Here is a 16,833-nt window from a genome sequence, read left to right on the forward strand (position 1 = left end):
GGCGGGTTCTACCTCGCCGCGGATGATCCGCTATCTCGCCGCCGCCCTCGTCGTCCCCCTGCTCGTCGCACCCGCCACGGCGCAGCGCGCCGACCGCACGACGCCGGGCTGGGTTCGGGTGCGGCTGGAGACCGCCGACGGCCCGATGGTGATCGCGCTGGCGGCGAAGAAGGCACCCGCGACCACCGCCAATTTCCTGCGCTACGTCGACGACGGACGGTTCGACGGCATTTCCTTCTATCGCACCGCCAAGAACAAGCGCGATCCGCGCTACGGCTTTATCCAGGGCGGCATCCGTACCGACGCGCGCCGGTTCCTCGACACGATCCCGCACGAATCGACAAAGAAGACCGGGATCAAGCACCTCGACATGACGATCTCGATGGCGCGGATGGGACCGCCGGGATCGGCGAACGGCAATTTCTTCATTACCGTAGGCGCGCTGCCGTCGATGGACTGGAGCCCGAGCAATCCGGGTTATGCCGCGTTCGGCCGCGTCGTGTCGGGACAGGCGACCGTGCGCCGCATCCTCGCCGAACCGGTCGGGGGCCAGATGCGCGGCACGCTGATGCTGCGCCCGGTGCGCGTCAACCGTGCGGTGCGGCTGGACGGGAAGCCGCAGCCGACCGGGCGCCCGCGGCCGTGGTTGATCGAGCGCCGCCGGGAGGGCTGAGGGTTTTTGGGCTGAACCTTCCCGCCGCGCGGCTCGTTGATCACCCGAGGAGACGATGCGATGCCTGATCAACCCAACAAGCCCGGCGGCGATTTCGAGCGCGACGACAAGGTCCGCGACGTCGCCGACGAACAGGCGGTAAAGAATCAGGGCAAGGCCAAGCCCGAGGATTACCCCGAGCCCGCGAGTGGGGATCAGGTGGAGTGATCCGCCGCCGGCTGGTGGTGACCGGCCGGGTGCAGGGCGTGTTCTTTCGCGACTGGACGGTCGAACAGGCCCGCAGCCTCGGGCTCGACGGCTGGGTGCGCAATCGCGCCGACGGATCGGTCGAGGCGGTGGTGGCCGGGGCGCCTGAGAAGGTCGAGGCAATGATCGAGCGGGCGCACCGCGGACCGTCCGCGGCGCGTGTCGACGACGTCGCCGTGAGTGAGGACGCACCGGCCGAGGTGCCCGACGGGTTCGAAAAGCGGCCGACGCGTTAGACCTCGTACCCTGACGTTCAGTCGAACCCTGACAGGAACGCCGCCACGTTGTGGCCGAGCGCGTCGATCGCGTAGCCACCCTCCATCACGATCGCGGTCGGTACCCCCAGCGCGGCAATGTCGCGCGCGAGGACGGGATAATCCTCGGTGGTTAACTTGAAGCGGCTGATCGGGTCGCCCTCCCACGTATCCGCGCCGAAGCTGACGACGAGCAAATCGGCCCCGAACCGCGCGATCGCCGCGAGCGCCCGGTCCTGCGCGGTGCGGAACGCGTCGATCCGCGTCCCCTGCGGCAGCGGCAGGTTGAGCGTTGCGCCCCGCCCGTCGCCCTCGCCCACCTCGTCGGCGTGGCCCCAGAAGAACGGGTAATCGGTCGCAGGGTCGGCATGGAGCGAGGCATAGAAGACGTCGCCGCGTTGCCAGAAGATGTCCTGCGTGCCGTTGCCGTGGTGATAGTCGATGTCGAGGATCGCGACGCGCGCGCAGCCGGCGTCGCGCGCCGCCTGCGCCGCGACCGCCGCCACGTTGATGTGGCAATAGCCGCCGCAATAATCGCGCCCCGCATGATGGCCGGGCGGGCGGCACAGCGCGAAGGCGGCGCGCTCGCCCCCCAGCACCGCGTGCGTCGCAGCGAGTGCGGACTGCGCGCTGGCATAGCCCGCGGCCCAGGTCTGATGCGTCAGCGGGGTGGTTGCGTCGAACGCGTGGCGGCCGAGCAGCGCGTCGATGCGCGACAGCGCGAGCGGGCGGCGGCCGACGATCGGAAAGGCGTAGGGGATCGCCTGTCCGGGGCGCCCGGCTTCCTCCCACATCCGCGCCGCGTCGCGCAGGAAGGCGAGGTAATCGGCGTCGTGGACCGCCTCGATCGGCGCCGTGCCGTAATCCTCCGGCTGCTCGGCGCCGCCGATCGCGGCGAGGATCGCCTGCGCGCGCGACGGCTTCTCGGCGTAATCGGTGAAGGCACCGTTGTGGAGTTCCTGCGCAGGCGCGTGCGTGGTTTGCGCGGGCGAGAAGAACCGCCTCATGCGCCGCGCGCCGCCGGCTGGAAGGTCACTAAGGTCACACCCCTACGCATGTGCGCGCGAGGAAGAACGGGATCGGGACGTGCGGCAATGGTCATGCGTGCGACCATGCCACGCGTGCGGGGCGTAGGACACGGCGAAACAGGCGCGATGCCGCGGCCCCGGGCACGGACGCGCCCTTCGCACCCGTCAGGCGAGCGCGGCATCTCCCCGCCGGTGCCGCTCGACCGCGAGCGTCAGCCCCCAGATCGCGAACCCGCCGAGCGCGAGCGCGCTGCCGACGTAGCCGGTCGAAGCCCAGCCATATCCGCCCGCAATCGCGAGGCCACCCGCCCACGGTCCGATCGCGTTGGCGACGTTGAATGCGGAATGGTTGAGCGCGGCCGCAAGCCCCTGCGCGTCGCCCGCCACGTCCATCAACCGCGTCTGGAGCACGGTTGCGAGCGCGCCGCCGCAGCCGATCGCGAAAACGCAGGCGGTGATCGCGGCCAAGCTGCCGCTCGCCCACGGGTAGAGCGCGAGGACACCCGCCGACCACAGCAGCAGCACCCCCGCGGTCGGCATCAGCGCGCGATCGGCGAAGCGCGGCACGAACAGATTGCCCGCGGTCATGCCGATGCCGAACACCGCGAGCACCAGCGGCACCGCGGCATTCGACGCCCCCGTCACCTCGGTGAGCGTCGAGGCGAGATAGGTGTAGACCGCGAACAGGCCGCCGAAGCCGATCGCCCCGATCGCAAGCGTCAGCCACACCTGCCCGTTGCGCAAGGCGGCGAGTTCGCGCAGCGGGCTTGCACCTCGATCGGGGCGGTAGTGCGGTGCGAAGGCGGCGACCAGCGCGGCGGTGGTGAGGGCGAGCCCGGCGACCACGCCGAACACGTAGCGCCAGCTCAGCCACTGGCCGAGCAGCTTGGCGAGCGGTACGCCGACGATCGTCGCGACCGTCAGCCCCAGCATCACGCGCCCGATCGCGGTGGTGCGGCGATTCTCCGGCACGAGCGACGCCGCGACCAGCGCGGCGATCCCGAAATAGGCGCCGTGCGGCAGTCCCGCGAGGAAACGGAATGCGAGCATCGCATCATAGCCCGGCGCGATCGCCGACAAGGCATTGCCGACCGCGAACATGAGCATGAGCATGATCAGCGCAGTGCGCCGCGGAACCTTGGCGAGCGCGACCGCGAGCGTCGGGGCGCCGACGACGACGCCGAGCGCATAGGCGCTGATGAGGTGACCGACCGCGGGCGCGTCGACGCCGAGCCCGCGCGCGAGATCGGGCTCGAGGCTCATCGCGGCGAATTCGGTCGTGCCGATCGCGAACCCGCCGACCGCGAGCGCGAGATGGACGAGCCCGACCGGCGCGGCGGGCCTCAGGGTCGATGCGGGCGTATGTTGCTGCATTGCAGCATAGATGCGGGCTGGGGTGGCGGGGTGCAAGGTGGCGGGTGGCTGCCTTGCGGACACCGTGTTCGCTCACGGGAGTGAGGGGTTTGTGGTGGGGCTGGAGTGATGCGGCGATCACGTTCGCTGGGCGTTACCTGGCGCACCGGCGACCCCGGTTTCGTCTGGGTAAGGCAGACAGGAGAGGCCGCCGCGGGCAAAGCCCGCGTCGTCGGACGGGTCGGTTGGCACCGACCCGCCGGCCGGCCTTGGCGCTGCCGGCTACGCCTGCACCGGCGCGGGCGTGGCCGCGTTTGCGGCCAAGGCGTCCGCGATCAGTTTTCGGCTGTTCCCGACCCCGTACAGCTTGATGAAGCTGCCCATCCGCGGCCCCTGCGACGAGCCCAGCAGCGTTTCGTAGAGCGCCTTGAACCAGTCGCGCAGCGAATCGAACCCGCCGGTCTTGCCGATCTCGTACACCTCGTTCTGGATGTCCTCCGCACTCGCCTCCGCGGGCAGTGCGGCGAGCGCGGCGTCGAGGCGGCGCAGCGCCTCGATCTCCACCCCCTCGGGCGCGCGGCGCTTGAGCGTCGGGGCGATGAAATCGCGGTGATAGGCGAGCGCGTGGCCGATCAGCCGGTCGAGCTCGGGATAGCGCGCCGCCGAGGCGTCGGGGACGTAATTGGCGAGATAGGCCCAGACCTGATCGGGCGTCGCGCCCTCACCCATCACGCCGACGAGGTTGAGCAGCAGCCCGAAGGTCACCGGCAGCTCGCCGTCGGGCAGCTTGCCGTCGTGGATGTGGTGGACCGGATTGCCGAGCCGTTCCTTGACCGCTTGGCCGGCGTAATTGCCGCGGAACTGCCAATATTCGTCCACCGCGCGCGGGATCACGCCCATGTGGAGCTGCTTCGCCTTCTTGGGCTCGCGGTAGGCGTAGAAAGCGAGACTTTCCTCGGGGCCGTAGGTCAGCCACTGCTCGAGGCTCAGGCCGTTACCCTTCGACTTCGAAATCTTCTCGCCATTTTCGTCGAGGAACATCTCGTAGTTGAAGCCCTCGGGCGGACGTCCGCCGAGGACGCGCGCGATTCGGGACGATTGCGTCACCGAATCGATCAGGTCCTTGCCCGCCATCTCGTAATCGACGCCGAGCGCGACCCAGCGCATCGCCCAATCGACCTTCCACTGCAGCTTGGACATGCCGCCGAGCGCACTCTGTTCGACGCGCTCGTTCGTGGCGGGATCGGTGAAGGCGATCGTCCCCGCCTCGGCGTCGACCACCTCGACCGGCACCTGAAGCACGATGCCGCTCACCTGGCTGATCGGCAGGATCGGCGAGTAGGTCGCGCGGCGCTCGGCGCGGAGCGTCGGCAGCATGACGTCCATCACGCCCCCGAAATGCCGCAGCACGCCGCGTAGCGCCTCGTCGAAGCGGCCTTGCGTGTAGCAATCGGTCGAGGAGACGAATTCGTAGTCGAACCCGAAGCGGTCGAGGAATTGCCGCAGCATCGCGTTGTTGTGCGCGGCGAAACTGTCGAACTTGCCGAACGGATCGGGGATGCGCGTCAGCGGCTTGCCCAGATGCTCGGCGAGCATCGCGCCATTCGGCACATTGTCGGGCACCTTGCGCAGGCCGTCCATGTCGTCGCTGAATGCGACCAGCCGGGTCGGCTGATCGGACAAGGCGTGAAACGCCTGGCGCACCATCGTCGTGCGCAGCACCTCGTTGAAAGTGCCGATGTGCGGCAAACCCGAGGGACCGTAGCCGGTTTCGAACAGGACGGCCTCGCCGCCCGGCTTGCCGTTCGGATAACGTTTGAGGAGCTTGCGCGCCTCCTCGTACGGCCAGGCCTTGGATTCCAGGGCAGCGGATCGGAGGTCGGGGGAGCGCAGTTCGTCGTTCATGGTGCGGTGCGACGTAGCGATTCGGCCGCGCCAACGCTATATGCGCGAACACAATGGCTTTGTGGTCCGCGCTTTTCCTGTTCCTCGTCACCGTCGTGCTGATGGAGGGCTTCGCCTATGCGATGCATCGCTGGGTGATGCACGGGCCCGGTTGGTTCCTGCACAAGAGCCACCACCGCGCGCGCGACGGCCACTGGGAGCTGAACGATCTCTACGCGGTGATCTTTGCCGTGCCGTCGATCCTGATGATCTACGGCGCGCTGCATTACGGCTGGTGGCCGGGGTTCGTTTGGATCGGCGCGGGCGTCGCCGCGTACGGCATGATCTATTTCGGCTTCCACGACGTGATCGTGCATCGCCGCGTGCCGACGCGTTACCTGCCCAGGGGCCGCTACATGAAGCGGATCGTCCAGGCGCACCGGTTGCACCACGTGGTCGAGACGCGCGAGGGCAACGTCAGCTTCGGCTTCATCGTCGCGCCGCGGCCCGAGGATCTGAAGGCCGAGCTGAAGCGCCGCGGACGCAAGGGCGTACGCCAGTCGACGGTACCGCATCCCTCGGTCTTTGCCGAAGATTAACCCTTTGGGCGCATGAATCGGCGCATGGAACCCGCCGTCCCGATTCCCGCGCCTTCCGAAGTGGAGGAAAACCGCCACGCTCTGCGCCGGGCGGTGAAGATGAAGGCGCATCTGCGCGACCGCGGCAACACGCGGTTCGAGATCGAGGTGGTCGACTTGTCGGTCACCGGTTTCCGCGCGCAGACGAGCTTCACGCTGTGGCCGGGGACGACCGTGTGGCTGACGCTGCCGGGGCTTGCCGCGGTCGAGGCAGTGGTCGCGTGGCGCGACAAGTTCCGTTACGGCTGCGCGTTCGCCAAGCCGTTGCACCCCGCGGTGTTCGATCATATTGTAGCTTTAGGCGAGCGGTAAGCGCGACCGCGTCGCGCTGATCGCGCCAGCGAACCGCTCGCCCTGCCGGCAGGTCGGCGCAGCCGAGCCTGGCCGAAGACGCGGGCTTTGCCCGCGTTTTTCTTAGTTGGCCTTCTTCGTCAGCGACTACCGCGCCCGGAAGAAACCCCACGCGGGCAAAGCCCGCGTCGTCGGCCGGATCAGGCTGGCGCCTGTCCGCCGGCCGTGCCGGGCGATGCCGCTCTCGCGGCACCGGCGCGAACGCAGGCGCGCCTTCACCCGTCAGTCAAACAAACTACTAACGCTAGTCTCGTCCGCGATCCGCTTGATCGCCTCCGCCAGTAGCGGTGCGATCGTCAGGTGGCGGATCTTCTCCGCCTTGCCGATCGATTCGTGGTTGCCGATCGAATCGGTGATGACCAGCTCGCGCAACGACGAACCCTCGACCCGCGCTACCGCGCCGCCCGACAGCACGCCGTGCGTGACATAGGCGACGACGTCCTCCGCCCCCGCCTCACGCAGCGCGGCCGCAGCGTTGCACAGCGTGCCCGCCGAATCGACGATGTCGTCGATCAGCACGCAGAACCGCCCCTCGACGTCGCCGATGATGTTCATGACCTCCGATTCGCCCGCGCGCTCGCGCCGCTTGTCGACGATCGCGAGCGGGGCGTTGTCGAGCCGCTTCGACAGCGCGCGCGCGCGCACCACGCCGCCGACGTCGGGGGAGACGACCATCAGGTTCTTGTCACCGAAGCGCGTGCGGATGTCCGCGCTCATGACGGGGGCGGCGAACAGATTGTCGGTCGGGATGTCGAAGAAACCCTGGATCTGCCCGGCGTGGAGGTCGACCGAGAGCACGCGGTCGGCGCCCGCGGTAGTGATCAGGTTCGCGACGAGCTTCGCCGAGATCGGCGTGCGCGGTCCGGGCTTCCGATCCTGACGCGCGTAGCCGAAATACGGGATCACCGCGGTGATCCGCTTCGCCGACGCGCGGTGGCACGCGTCGATCATGATTAGCAGCTCCATCAGATTGTCGTTGACCGGGTAGCTGGTCGACTGGAGCAGGAACACGTCCTCGCCGCGGACATTCTCCATGATCTCGACGAAGATCTCCTCGTCGGCGAATCGCCTGACCAGCGCCTCGGTCAGCGGCACCTCGAGATAATCCGAGATCGCGGTGGCGAGCGGCAGATTGGAGTTGCCGGTCAACAGCTTCATGGTGTGGTCCCTTTCGCGCGCCGGCTTTAGCCGCCGTGCGCGCGATGGCAATGGGCGGGAGTGCAGGTGGCGGGACGCCGGCCCTGGCATCGGGCACAGGTGGGCGCAGGTGATGTCTGCACGCGCCCGGCTTCGGGCATTCAGAACTTTGCAGTATCAGGCGGAAAAGCTCCTACCGCCTTATATTGGCTGCACGCTCGCTGGCTGCTTATCATCACCGTTGCGAGAAAAGACCCCGGCGCTGTTTTGGCTTTCAGCTTCGATCTATGCCGTGGCGGCTCTGTTTTTCGCCGTCGACGCCATCGCCGGCTTTTTCCACGGTTAGTTAAGCCCCGAATTTTATCTTCCACGTATACAGATTTTAACGGTCCTACTGAGCAGCTACAAACCGGAAACACCCGGTCAGGCAAACGATCAGGGCGAGTGCGTTACCTAGTCTGACTTTCCCACTCGCTGCTAGAATTAGACCGACGGATCCGATTATATTCGTCACTACCCAGAAGCCTGGATCTCCAACAGCTTCGCTGCCCCGTGGGAGTTGGTACTCCTCAAATCCAGCAGACGAGCCGAACATAAAAGTAAGCCGGGTCACCAGCGCTATTGCCGCCGCGGGCAAGATCAGAGGGAAAACTGCTCGTACAATCCGGTACAGATTTTTGCTGATCATGGGCCATGAGTTATAAGGTTTGAAGCTCGTTTGTCACCAAAACACGACATCTCCCGAGAAATAGCTGCTACCCTCTAGCATCCATTGGCATCTACTATGTAGACAATGGCTTTACCGCGCGAAGTCGGTTCCCAGCCAGCGAGCAAAGCAGCACGAACCCCATTGGCGACGATAGCATTAGTGATCTTCGGGCGCTGTAGCTGGGGTGAGCCATTCGATGAACGCTTGGGCATGGGAAACTCCAGCACCGCTTCCCGCCGTGCATCTATTTGCCGCACGGCGACGGTCATGCCCCGCCAACCATCAGCCGTGCACCATTGCGGCTCACGTTGAAGGGTCCACTTGTAGCTCTGCCCGTCGACGTCAACGACACCAGTAAGGTCGCGCTTGTGCAGCATCGCGCTAGCTTATCGAAGCTATGCCCACTTTCTACTAGCAGCAGACATTTGGATCACTAATTCTGTCTACCGCCCCTGCGCACGCCAGCGTTGGATGACGCGCTGGACGATCTGATCCTCGCCGCCGACCTCGCGCCACAATTCGGTGAAGACGGGGTCGGCCGATGCCGGGCGCTTCGCGGGTTCGAGCGTGTCGAGCGCGACGCGGACGGGGATCGACACGCCCTCGCCGCAGATGATGCACTCGCGGTTCCGGAGCGCGGGGATCGAATCGAGGAAGCCGCGCGCGCCCTCGGGCATCGCCGCGCGGACGAACGCCTGATCGCGCTCGTTGTTGAGCCGCATCGCGATGATCGTGCCGCACTGCGACAGGACGCCTTCGGCGAGGTCCGACGGGCGCTGCGTGATCAGGCCGAGCGAGACGCCGTATTTGCGGCCTTCCTTCGCGATGCGGCTGAGGATGCGCGACACCGCGCCCTGGCGGTCGCGTTCCGAGGGGACGTAACGGTGCGCTTCCTCGCAGACGAGCAGGATCGGGCGCTGCGGTTCGTTGCGTGACCAGATCGCGAAGTCGAACACCATGCGGCTCAGCACCGCGACGACGACCGAGGTGATCTCGCTCGGCACGCCCGACACGTCGATGATCGAGATCGGCTTGCCGTCGCCGGGCAGGCGGAAGATGCGCGCCATGAACGCCGCCATCGTGTCGGCGACGAGCATCCCTGAGAACATGAACCCGAAGCGCGGATCGGCCTTGATCTCCTCGATCTTGGTCTTGAGCCGGAGATAGGGCGCGGTGCTGCCGGCGCGGTCGATCTTGCCCATTTCCTGCTGGATGAGCTGCAACAGGTCGCTGAGCAGATAGGGCACCGGCGCGTCGACGGTGAGCTTGGGAATCTCCTGCCCCACCCGCCCCTTGGCGCGCGCGGCGAGCAGGCATTTGGCGAGGATGTCGGCATCGACCTGCCGCTCGGCACCCGAGGAGGTCAGGAACACCTCGCAATGTTCCTCGAAGTTCATCAGCCAGTACGGCATCTGCAGGTTGTTGACGTCGTGCAGCGCACCATTGTCGCGGAACGCCGCGCCATATTCGCCGTGCGGGTCGATCATCACGATATGACCCTGCGGCGCGAGCGCGCAGATGCGGTGGAGGATCAGCGCCGCCGCGGTCGACTTGCCGGTACCGGTGGAGCCCAGCAGCGCGAAATGCTTGCCGAGCATCGCGTCGACGAACAGGGCGCCGCGGACGTGATCGGTCGGGTAGACGTGGCCGACCTCGACCACGGTCTGATCCTCCGCGGCGTAGACCTGGACGAGATCGTCGGCGGTGACGGGAAAGATTTCCGTCCCCGGCATGGGATAGCGCGTCACACCGCGGCGGAAGTTGAACAGGCGGCCGGTCAGCCGCTCCTCGTCGCCTTCGCCGAGGAAATCGATCGCGGCGACGATCTGCCCCGCCGTGCCGGGTGCGAGTTGAAGCGAGCGGATGCTCGCGATCAGCCAGGCGGTGCCGTTATGCACCTTCAACTGGCCGCCGACCTGCCCCGTGCTGGCGAGCACCGCGTCGGCGCTGCCGCCGAGCAAGGTGAGCGCGGCGACGTCGAGCACGACTTCGCTGCGCGAACCAGCGACCTCGAGCACGTAGCCGATCGGCGCCACCGCGGGGGCGGTGCCGAGCGCGGTTACCGCGTCCGCGAAGACATGGGATGCGGGCTGGTCGTTCATGCGAATTGGCCGATCATGCGGGTGAGCGATAACCAGCAGGTGTAAATTTTTGTGTAACCGCGTCCGAAACGGAGTGATTTCTACGCGATCTACTTCCTCCGCGCGAACCGCCCCGCGCCCCAGCCGAGCAATGCCGACAATGCGACCGCGGTCAGGCCGTAGAGGATGGCGTGGCGATCGGCGGCGCGCGTGACGAACCGCTCGAACCCGGTCTTGCGCACGTCGATGTCGCGCACCGCGGCGGCGAGGACGCGGCCGTCGCGGATCAGGAACGTTTCCGCGGTGAAGCGCCCCGTCGGCACGCGCGCGGGGATGGTCAGTCGCGCGCGGTAGAGCACGTCGCCGGTGATCTCGACCGCGCGCGGCGCCTCGACGAACAGGCCGGTGCGGCGGCGCTGCTCGACCAGCCCGCGGGTGAAGCGGTCCTGCACCGCGGCGGCGGCGTTCGAGGCGGGGGAAAGCTGCAGGCTGTCGAGCCCCAGTTCGTAGATCGCGCGCGTCCGCGCGTCGACGAGCGTCGTGATCGGGCGCGACGAGGCGATCGCGTAGAAGGACGGTGCCGAGCGATAGCGCAGCGCCTCCGCATTGACCCAGATGCCTGCGACCTTTTCCTTTTCGCGGATGATGATCGACTGCGCCGGGCCCTTCAACACGATCGCGACGTCGGTGCGGTGCCCGGGTTCGGGCAGGCGCCCGCCGGGAAAGAGGATCGCCCCGAACAGCAGCAGTTCCGCGCCGGAGAAACTGTACTTGATCTCGATGTCGCGCTGCGACACGTCGGGGACGAGCACGGGCTTCGCCTGCCCCATCAGCAGCGGTGTGGCGAGCAGCAACGCGATGCCGACGCGCCGGCGCGTCACGACAGCTCCACCGTGTAGATCTCGTCGGGGCGCCACGCGAGCCCGAGCGCGACGCGCAGGCAGACCAGCAGCACGACGATCGCGAGCGCGAGGCGCAGATATTCGGGGCGCGCGCGATTGGCGAAACGCGCGCCGACCTGCGCGCCGACGACCGAGCCGACCAGCAGCAGCGCGGCGAGCACGATGTCGACCGCCTTGGTCGTTGTCGCGTGGACCATCGTCGCGATCATGGTGACGAACAGCGTCTGGAACAGCGACGTGCCGACGACGACGCTGGTCGCCATGCCGAGCAGGTAGATCATCGCGGGCACCAGGATGAACCCGCCGCCGACGCCGAGCAGGACGGTCAGCATGCCGATCCCCAGTCCCAGGAGGAACGGCGCCAGCGGCGAGATGTAGAGGCCCGAGGCGTAGAAGCGCGTCCGCCACGGCAGGCTGGCGACGAGCGGGTGGTGGCGACGGCGGCGCGGGCGCGGTGCCGCGGCGCCGTGCAGCACGCGGATCGATCGGATCGCCTCGGTCGCCATCAGCGCGCCGATCCAGCCGAGCAACACGACGTAGATGATGCCGATCACGGTATCGATCTGTCCCGACGCCTGCAGGAAGCGGAACAGGAATGCGCCGATCATCGACCCGCCAATGCCGCCCGCGACGAGGATCACGCCCATCTTCACGTCGACGCCGCCGCGGCGGAAATGCGCGAACACGCCCGACACGCTCGCGCCGGTCACCTGGCTCGCCGCCGAGGCCGCGGCGACGGTCGGCGGGATGCCGTAGACGATCAGCAGCGGCGTGGTCAGAAATCCGCCGCCGACCCCGAACATACCCGACAACAGCCCGACGCCCGCGCCGAGCGCGATCATGACCAGTGCGTTCACCGACAGGTTCGCGATCGGCAAATAAACGTCCATGGCTGCCGGGGTTAGTCGTTTCGCGCCGCGCGCGATAGCCGCACCCGGCGCGTCAGAAATCGGTACCGAGCGACAGCACTGCGCCCGACCCCGGGCGGGCGTTTCCGGCGACGCGCTCGCGCCACTGCACCCCGATGCGGATCGCGCGCCGCTCGAGCGGCAGCACCAGCGTCGCCGAGGGGCCGAGGTCGAGCCGCGACGCCCCGCGCTGCGCCGCGCCCCACGCGCCGATGCCCAGCTCAAGGCGAGTCGCCTCCGCGACACGGACCGGGCGCGCGATCACCAGCGCACCGTCGACGTAGCCGTCGGCACGGTCGCGCGCGACGACGCCTGCCTGCGCGTAGCCGTCGACGCGGAGGTCGTGGCCGAGCGGCAGCGCACCGACGCCGCCGACGAGCCCCAGCGCGGGCCCGCCGCGGATGCCCGCGATCCCGACACGCTGCTCCGCCACCAGCCGCAACGGAAGACGCGTCGGCTGCCACTCGAGACCTAGGGCCGCTTCCTGCTGGCGCGTCCGAAGCGCGGCGGCGACGCGCGCGACCGCGGCGACGCGCCCGCTCTGGTCGAGACGGTAGGCGAGCCGCGCGCCGACCTGGCTGCCGCCCAGTTGCGGTGTCGCGACACCGCCCGCGGCGCCGCTGCCGCGGATCAGTCCCCAGACGCTCGCCGACCAGCGCGCGGGCTGCGGCAGCGCGATCGCGACCGGCTGGGCGGCGTCGGCGCGTGCGGCACGCGGGACGATCGCGGGCGACGATGCGGCGGCGATGACGGGCGCCGGCGCGGGCGCGGCGGCGGCGATGAGTGGATTTGGCAGGGGTGCGGCGGCTACCTGTAGCCTAGCGGCGGGCGCGCGGCCGATTGTATCGGTCAGACGGACGGTCGCGGCGCGCTCAGGGCTGGAGAGGTGGGGAATCGCAGCAGTGGCGGGTGTGCCGACGGGCGCAGTCACGCCGATCGGGGGCGACGACGCGGTGATCAGGCGCCGCGCCGCGATCGCGCGCTCGGCCACCGGGTCGGGCCATAACAGCGCGACGCGCGCGCCGGTCCAGCCGCCCACCACGATCATCAGGAAGCGCAGCGGACGCCCCTCGCCCGTGATCCCGCGCGCGAGGACGTGGCGTCCGATCATGCCGGATCGGGCAGGATGACGGGAAAGCGGTGCGTCGTCTTGTCCCAGCGCGGCGCGTGCCCCGCAAGCATCCCGACGTATCGCCACACCGCGCGCCGCACGGCGAGCAACGCGATGACATTGCCCAGCACCGCGCGCGGCACCGATCGCAGCCCCTCGCGCCAGCCGTGTTCGTGCGCGGTGGCGCGCGCGCGCACGAGCAGCCGCCACGCGAGCAGCGACGCGTTGATCGACAGGAGCGCGGCGAGCAGGTCGGTCACCCCGGGCGGCGCACTGCCATCCAGCAGATGCCCGAGCGTCGAGATCGCCCAGGCGACGAGCGCGAGATAACCCGCCGCGAGCGTCAGCACCGCGAGCGGCGCGCGACGGTCGCGCATCCGCATCCACAATTCGACCCCGCGCCAGCGACCGCCCCAGCCGGTGCGGTCCCAGCCGGCGAGCGCGATCCCGGTCATCCAGCGCGCCTTCTGCACCACCGCGGCGCGGATCGTGTCGGGGAAATAGGCGCGTACCGCCACCAGCGCACCCTTCGCGTCGCGGACGCGCACGAAGCAGCTGGCGTAGCCGAGCGCGGCGACGCGCAGGCCCAGTTCGTAATCCTCGGTCAGGCTCGCGGGCTCGAACGGGGCGTCACCGGTCGCGTGCGCGAGCCGGTCGAGCGCGTCGCGCCGGATCGCGCAGCCGACGCCCGCGAGCGGCATCGCCGCGCCGAGCGCGGTGCGCACCGGCAGCGCAACCGCGTGCGCCAGTGCGAACTCGTCGGCGTAATGCCCGGTGACCATCGGTGCGGCGGGGTCGATGAGCGGGACGACCGGCAATTGCACCAGCGCATTCGCGCGCAGATGCGCCGCGACGACGCGGAGCTCGGCGGGATGCAGCACGTCCTCCGCATCGTGCAGCACGACCGCGCGCGTGTCGCGGCCGGCGCGCGCATCGTCGCGGATCAGCGCGCGCCACAAGGTGTTGAGGCAATCGGCCTTGGTGGTCGGACCCGGCCGCTCCCCCACCACGAGGCACACGCGCGGGTCGCGCGCGGCCACGGCATCGACCGCGGCGATCGTCGCGGGATCATTGGGGTAGCAACCGACGAGAATACGGTAATCGGGATAGTCGAGCCGCGCGAGCGCCGCAGTCAGCATCGCGCCGATCACCGCCTGTTCGTCCCACGCGCCGATGAATATCGCGAGCGGCGGCGTATCGGCCGCCGGCAACCGGTCGATCGTCCCTGCCGGGCGACGACAGAACAGATAAGCGAGGTCGACCAGCAAGTCGTCGATCCCGCCGATGAAGAACATGATCGCGGCGAACAGCAGGCTTTCGTGCAGCACGACGTCGCAGACCGCGAGGCCTGCCGCCACAACGCTTTCCATCGGTGCCCCCGCGCCAATTCTGGTCGCGCGAAGTCTGCAAAATACATAATCCAGGCACAAGCCGGAGAAATTTACGCTTTGGCGCGATCGGCAAGCATCATCGCGCGCGCAGATGGTGCGACGACGCGGGTAGCGGGCGGCACGTCGAAAATCGCTGGCGTGGGGGAGAACAAAAGCGACTCAACGGCGTTCGCGGTTCTGGTCCCTTTATCCCCTTTCGGGACCGGTACCGTTCCCAAGCCGGTACAGGCCGCGCCGTGGCGTAATCGGCGGCGCGGCCGATCGGGGTCGGACGAGGCGCGGCGCCGACCCTCGCCGGCACCGCGCCAGCCCGATTACCAGTAAAAGTTGCGGATCACGTCGACCACGACGCCGCGGCGCTGATCGATCAGGATCACGTCGTTATAATGGCGCACCCAGCGCGTGTACCCGCGGGCAGGCGGCAGATGGTAGCGCCAGGGATCGTTGATCACGTAGCGCGTGCCATAATAATTGGGGGCGATCCGCACGCCCGGCCGGAATGCCTGATAGCCGAACGGCGCGCGCCAGTCGCCGCGGGCATAGAGTGCGCGGTTCTGCTGACGATAGGCCGACCAGTCGCCGCGGCCCCAGTTGCGGCCGCGATCACCCTGCCAGTCGCGGTCGCCGTAACGCCCGCGCAGATCCTCGCGATATTCGCGCCGCGCCTCGCGCAGATCGCCGCGCTGGTCGCGGATGTCGCCGCGGTCGCCGTAGCGATAGGCACGGTCGAGGTCGCGCTGCTCGCGGCGGATGTCCTGGCGGTCGCGGCGCAGTTCCTCGCGCGATTGCGCGGAGGCGGCGGCAGGGATCGCCGGCAGCGCAACGGCGGCGAGCAGGGCGGTGGTGATCAGACGACGCATATACTTGCTCCTCTTCGGCGCCCGCACCGCCGAACGGCGGACCGGGCATGAAGGGAGGAATAAGCGCGCATGACTGAACGCCGCGGGAATGCGACGGTCAGCGAAACGACAGCTTCGCCGGCCAAGGTTACGGCTGGTCGCGACCGCCCGGACGCCCGCCGGCACCCCCGCCCGCGCCCGGCGCACCGACCGCGCCGATGTTGCCGAACAGTTCGGAGAAGAAGCTGCGGCTGCGGCCCAGCGTCGGCGTGACCTTCTTCGACGGGTCGATCGACGCGACCTGATCGACGCCCGACTTGCGGATCGCGGTGACGTTGCCCGCCGCGTCGAAGCTGATTCGCATTGTCAGCTGATCGACCGCCTTGGGCGGGTTGAACGCGAGATTGCGGCTGTCGCGCGCGACATAATACCAGTCGCCCTGGTTGAACTGGCTGGCAAAGGTCGGGTGGCCGAGCGTCGCCAGCACCGACTGGCGATTGTCGACGCCGGGTTGCACCGAGTTCACCAGATCGGCGTCGACGATATACCCCTGGTGCGAGCGCAGCGGCGTGCAGCCCGCGGCGAGCAGCCCGGCCGACACGGCCCCGATGATGACGGCGCGGGAAGAAAGGAAACGCATGGACTCTCCGGCGGACTCGGTCAGGTCGCGCGCGCCGCCGCTCGAGCGGACGTTCGTGACCGTCAGCCGGTGCCCGGACGTGGACAGCAGCGGCCTTTGCCCTCAATATGCCCCCGACGGGCGCGACACAAGCGCACCCGTGGCGACACCATCCACGATGAAGCGACGAAGACCTTGGGCTGGCTGAAATCCTTGTTTGGCGGGCGGGACCGCACGGCCGCGCTGCCGCTGTACGACGCGGTGATCGCGCGCGCGCGGCAACCGCACTGGTATCTGGACGGCGCGGTGCCCGACACGCTCGACGGGCGGTTCGACATGGTGGCCGCGGTGCTGGCGATGGTGCAATTGCGGCTGGAGCAGGAGCCCGAGGCCGGTGCGGCCCCTTCCGCGATGCTGACCGAACGCTTCGTCGACGACATGGACGCGCAGGTGCGCCAGATCGGGTTCGGCGACATGGTGGTCGGCAAGCATGTCGGGCGGATGATGGGGATGCTGGGCGGCCGGCTCGGCGCCTATCGCGAGGGGATCGCTACCGACACGCTCGACGCGGCGCTGGTGCGCAACCTCTACCGCGGTGAGGCGCCCGCGCCGGAGGCGGTCGCGCACGTCCGCCGCGGGTTGCTCGCGCTCCACGCCGCGCTGTCCGAAACCCCGATCGACGCGATGATGGAAGGACGCCTGCCGTGAG

General features: G+C 68.6%; 19 protein-coding genes. 7 read left to right on the forward strand and 12 right to left on the reverse strand.

Annotated features, from left to right (window positions below; all coding sequences use genetic code 11):
• The first annotated feature begins 22 nt into the window (after positions 1 to 22).
• From KZ810_RS11475 to KZ810_RS11485, 3 genes are read left to right on the forward strand one after another with little or no spacing between them, the layout of a single operon-like run.
• Complete coding sequence (locus KZ810_RS11475) at positions 23 to 673, forward strand: peptidylprolyl isomerase (protein ID WP_219769251.1); 651 nt, start codon at positions 23 to 25, stop codon at positions 671 to 673.
• A 60-nt stretch (positions 674 to 733) separates the two neighbouring features.
• Complete coding sequence (locus tag KZ810_RS11480; RefSeq protein ID WP_174194551.1) at positions 734 to 880, forward strand: hypothetical protein; 147 nt, start codon at positions 734 to 736, stop codon at positions 878 to 880.
• The gene (locus KZ810_RS11485) at positions 877 to 1,155 is read left to right on the forward strand and encodes an acylphosphatase (RefSeq protein WP_219769252.1); all 279 of its coding nucleotides are present in this window, start codon (positions 877 to 879) and stop codon (positions 1,153 to 1,155) included. Before KZ810_RS11480 ends, KZ810_RS11485 begins: the two co-directional genes overlap by 4 nt.
• Positions 1,156 to 1,172: 17 nt before the next feature.
• Here the strand turns inward: KZ810_RS11485 and KZ810_RS11490 are convergent, their stop codons facing one another.
• From KZ810_RS11490 to KZ810_RS11500, 3 genes are all read right to left on the reverse strand, one after another.
• On the reverse strand, positions 1,173 to 2,180 hold the full coding sequence (locus KZ810_RS11490; protein ID WP_219769253.1) for a histone deacetylase family protein: 1,008 nt from the start codon (positions 2,178 to 2,180) through the stop codon (positions 1,173 to 1,175).
• A gap of 186 nt (positions 2,181 to 2,366) precedes the next feature.
• A complete protein-coding gene (locus KZ810_RS11495; RefSeq protein WP_219769254.1) occupies positions 2,367 to 3,575 on the reverse strand; it encodes an MFS transporter in 1,209 nt (402 codons plus the stop codon).
• 261 nt (positions 3,576 to 3,836) lie between these two features.
• Positions 3,837 to 5,459 (reverse strand): lysine--tRNA ligase, encoded by a 1,623-nt coding sequence (locus KZ810_RS11500; RefSeq protein WP_373369159.1) that lies wholly within the window; start codon positions 5,457 to 5,459, stop codon positions 3,837 to 3,839.
• 53 nt (positions 5,460 to 5,512) lie between these two features.
• On the opposite strand from KZ810_RS11500, the gene KZ810_RS11505 reads away from it, so the two are divergent.
• Complete coding sequence (locus KZ810_RS11505) at positions 5,513 to 6,037, forward strand: sterol desaturase family protein (protein WP_219769255.1); 525 nt, start codon at positions 5,513 to 5,515, stop codon at positions 6,035 to 6,037.
• 24 nt (positions 6,038 to 6,061) lie between these two features.
• Entirely contained in the window at positions 6,062 to 6,388 is a 327-nt protein-coding gene (locus tag KZ810_RS11510) for a PilZ domain-containing protein (protein WP_258044796.1), read from the forward strand.
• A gap of 261 nt (positions 6,389 to 6,649) precedes the next feature.
• On the opposite strand, the gene KZ810_RS11515 is transcribed toward KZ810_RS11510, so the two are convergent.
• Complete coding sequence (locus tag KZ810_RS11515; RefSeq protein WP_219769256.1) at positions 6,650 to 7,585, reverse strand: ribose-phosphate pyrophosphokinase; 936 nt, start codon at positions 7,583 to 7,585, stop codon at positions 6,650 to 6,652.
• Between the two features lie 112 nt (positions 7,586 to 7,697).
• On the opposite strand from KZ810_RS11515, the gene KZ810_RS11520 reads away from it, so the two are divergent.
• Positions 7,698 to 7,910, forward strand: coding sequence for a hypothetical protein (locus tag KZ810_RS11520; RefSeq protein WP_219769257.1), 213 nt, complete (start codon positions 7,698 to 7,700; stop codon positions 7,908 to 7,910).
• A gap of 416 nt (positions 7,911 to 8,326) precedes the next feature.
• On the opposite strand, the gene KZ810_RS11525 is transcribed toward KZ810_RS11520, so the two are convergent.
• The 8 genes from KZ810_RS11525 to KZ810_RS11560 all read right to left on the reverse strand — a co-directional run bounded on the left by KZ810_RS11525 (position 8,327) and on the right by KZ810_RS11560 (position 16,145).
• A complete protein-coding gene (locus tag KZ810_RS11525; RefSeq protein WP_219769258.1) occupies positions 8,327 to 8,650 on the reverse strand; it encodes a hypothetical protein in 324 nt (107 codons plus the stop codon).
• A 66-nt stretch (positions 8,651 to 8,716) separates the two neighbouring features.
• Positions 8,717 to 10,375, reverse strand: coding sequence for an ATP-binding protein (locus KZ810_RS11530; protein ID WP_219769259.1), 1,659 nt, complete (start codon positions 10,373 to 10,375; stop codon positions 8,717 to 8,719).
• 89 nt (positions 10,376 to 10,464) lie between these two features.
• Entirely contained in the window at positions 10,465 to 11,184 is a 720-nt protein-coding gene (locus KZ810_RS11535) for a TIGR02186 family protein (protein ID WP_219769469.1), read from the reverse strand.
• Between the two features lie 47 nt (positions 11,185 to 11,231).
• The gene (locus KZ810_RS11540; RefSeq protein WP_219769260.1) at positions 11,232 to 12,146 is read right to left on the reverse strand and encodes a sulfite exporter TauE/SafE family protein; all 915 of its coding nucleotides are present in this window, start codon (positions 12,144 to 12,146) and stop codon (positions 11,232 to 11,234) included.
• 52 nt (positions 12,147 to 12,198) lie between these two features.
• Positions 12,199 to 13,275 carry a hypothetical protein gene (locus KZ810_RS11545; protein ID WP_219769261.1) on the reverse strand — a complete coding sequence of 359 codons (1,077 nt, stop codon included), beginning with the start codon at positions 13,273 to 13,275 and terminating at the stop codon, positions 12,199 to 12,201.
• Complete coding sequence (locus KZ810_RS11550) at positions 13,272 to 14,645, reverse strand: glycosyl transferase family protein (RefSeq protein WP_219769262.1); 1,374 nt, start codon at positions 14,643 to 14,645, stop codon at positions 13,272 to 13,274. The genes KZ810_RS11545 and KZ810_RS11550 overlap by 4 nt, the downstream gene beginning before the upstream one ends.
• 335 nt (positions 14,646 to 14,980) lie before the next feature.
• Positions 14,981 to 15,526, reverse strand: coding sequence for an RcnB family protein (locus tag KZ810_RS11555; RefSeq protein WP_219769263.1), 546 nt, complete (start codon positions 15,524 to 15,526; stop codon positions 14,981 to 14,983).
• 127 nt (positions 15,527 to 15,653) lie between these two features.
• Positions 15,654 to 16,145, reverse strand: a complete 492-nt coding sequence (locus KZ810_RS11560) for an outer membrane protein assembly factor BamE (RefSeq protein WP_219769264.1) — start codon at positions 16,143 to 16,145, stop codon at positions 15,654 to 15,656.
• Between the two features lie 174 nt (positions 16,146 to 16,319).
• Here KZ810_RS11560 and KZ810_RS11565 point away from each other — a divergent pair, with 174 nt between their 5' ends.
• Positions 16,320 to 16,832 carry a ubiquinol-cytochrome C chaperone family protein gene (locus KZ810_RS11565; RefSeq protein ID WP_219769265.1) on the forward strand — a complete coding sequence of 171 codons (513 nt, stop codon included), beginning with the start codon at positions 16,320 to 16,322 and terminating at the stop codon, positions 16,830 to 16,832.
• The last annotated feature ends 1 nt before the right edge of the window (position 16,833 follow it).

Source organism: Sphingomonas citricola (assembly GCF_019429535.1).
Lineage (GTDB): Bacteria > Pseudomonadota > Alphaproteobacteria > Sphingomonadales > Sphingomonadaceae > Sphingomonas > Sphingomonas citricola.

Coding starts and splice junctions, on each gene's coding strand:
- KZ810_RS11475 (WP_219769251.1), top strand. CDS start 23: ATGATCCGCTATCTCGCCGCCGCCCTCGTCGTCCCCCTGCTCGTCGCA.
- KZ810_RS11480 (WP_174194551.1), top strand. CDS start 734: ATGCCTGATCAACCCAACAAGCCCGGCGGCGATTTCGAGCGCGACGAC.
- KZ810_RS11490 (WP_219769253.1), bottom strand. CDS start 2,180: ATGAGGCGGTTCTTCTCGCCCGCGCAAACCACGCACGCGCCTGCGCAG.
- KZ810_RS11495 (WP_219769254.1), bottom strand. CDS start 3,575: ATGCAGCAACATACGCCCGCATCGACCCTGAGGCCCGCCGCGCCGGTC.
- KZ810_RS11500 (WP_373369159.1), bottom strand. CDS start 5,459: ATGAACGACGAACTGCGCTCCCCCGACCTCCGATCCGCTGCCCTGGAA.
- KZ810_RS11505 (WP_219769255.1), top strand. CDS start 5,513: ATGGCTTTGTGGTCCGCGCTTTTCCTGTTCCTCGTCACCGTCGTGCTG.
- KZ810_RS11510 (WP_258044796.1), top strand. CDS start 6,062: ATGGAACCCGCCGTCCCGATTCCCGCGCCTTCCGAAGTGGAGGAAAAC.
- KZ810_RS11515 (WP_219769256.1), bottom strand. CDS start 7,585: ATGAAGCTGTTGACCGGCAACTCCAATCTGCCGCTCGCCACCGCGATC.
- KZ810_RS11520 (WP_219769257.1), top strand. CDS start 7,698: ATGTCTGCACGCGCCCGGCTTCGGGCATTCAGAACTTTGCAGTATCAG.
- KZ810_RS11525 (WP_219769258.1), bottom strand. CDS start 8,650: ATGCTGCACAAGCGCGACCTTACTGGTGTCGTTGACGTCGACGGGCAG.
- KZ810_RS11530 (WP_219769259.1), bottom strand. CDS start 10,375: ATGAACGACCAGCCCGCATCCCATGTCTTCGCGGACGCGGTAACCGCG.
- KZ810_RS11535 (WP_219769469.1), bottom strand. CDS start 11,184: ATGGGGCAGGCGAAGCCCGTGCTCGTCCCCGACGTGTCGCAGCGCGAC.
- KZ810_RS11540 (WP_219769260.1), bottom strand. CDS start 12,146: ATGGACGTTTATTTGCCGATCGCGAACCTGTCGGTGAACGCACTGGTC.
- KZ810_RS11545 (WP_219769261.1), bottom strand. CDS start 13,275: ATGATCGGACGCCACGTCCTCGCGCGCGGGATCACGGGCGAGGGGCGT.
- KZ810_RS11550 (WP_219769262.1), bottom strand. CDS start 14,645: ATGGAAAGCGTTGTGGCGGCAGGCCTCGCGGTCTGCGACGTCGTGCTG.
- KZ810_RS11555 (WP_219769263.1), bottom strand. CDS start 15,526: ATGCGTCGTCTGATCACCACCGCCCTGCTCGCCGCCGTTGCGCTGCCG.
- KZ810_RS11560 (WP_219769264.1), bottom strand. CDS start 16,145: ATGCGTTTCCTTTCTTCCCGCGCCGTCATCATCGGGGCCGTGTCGGCC.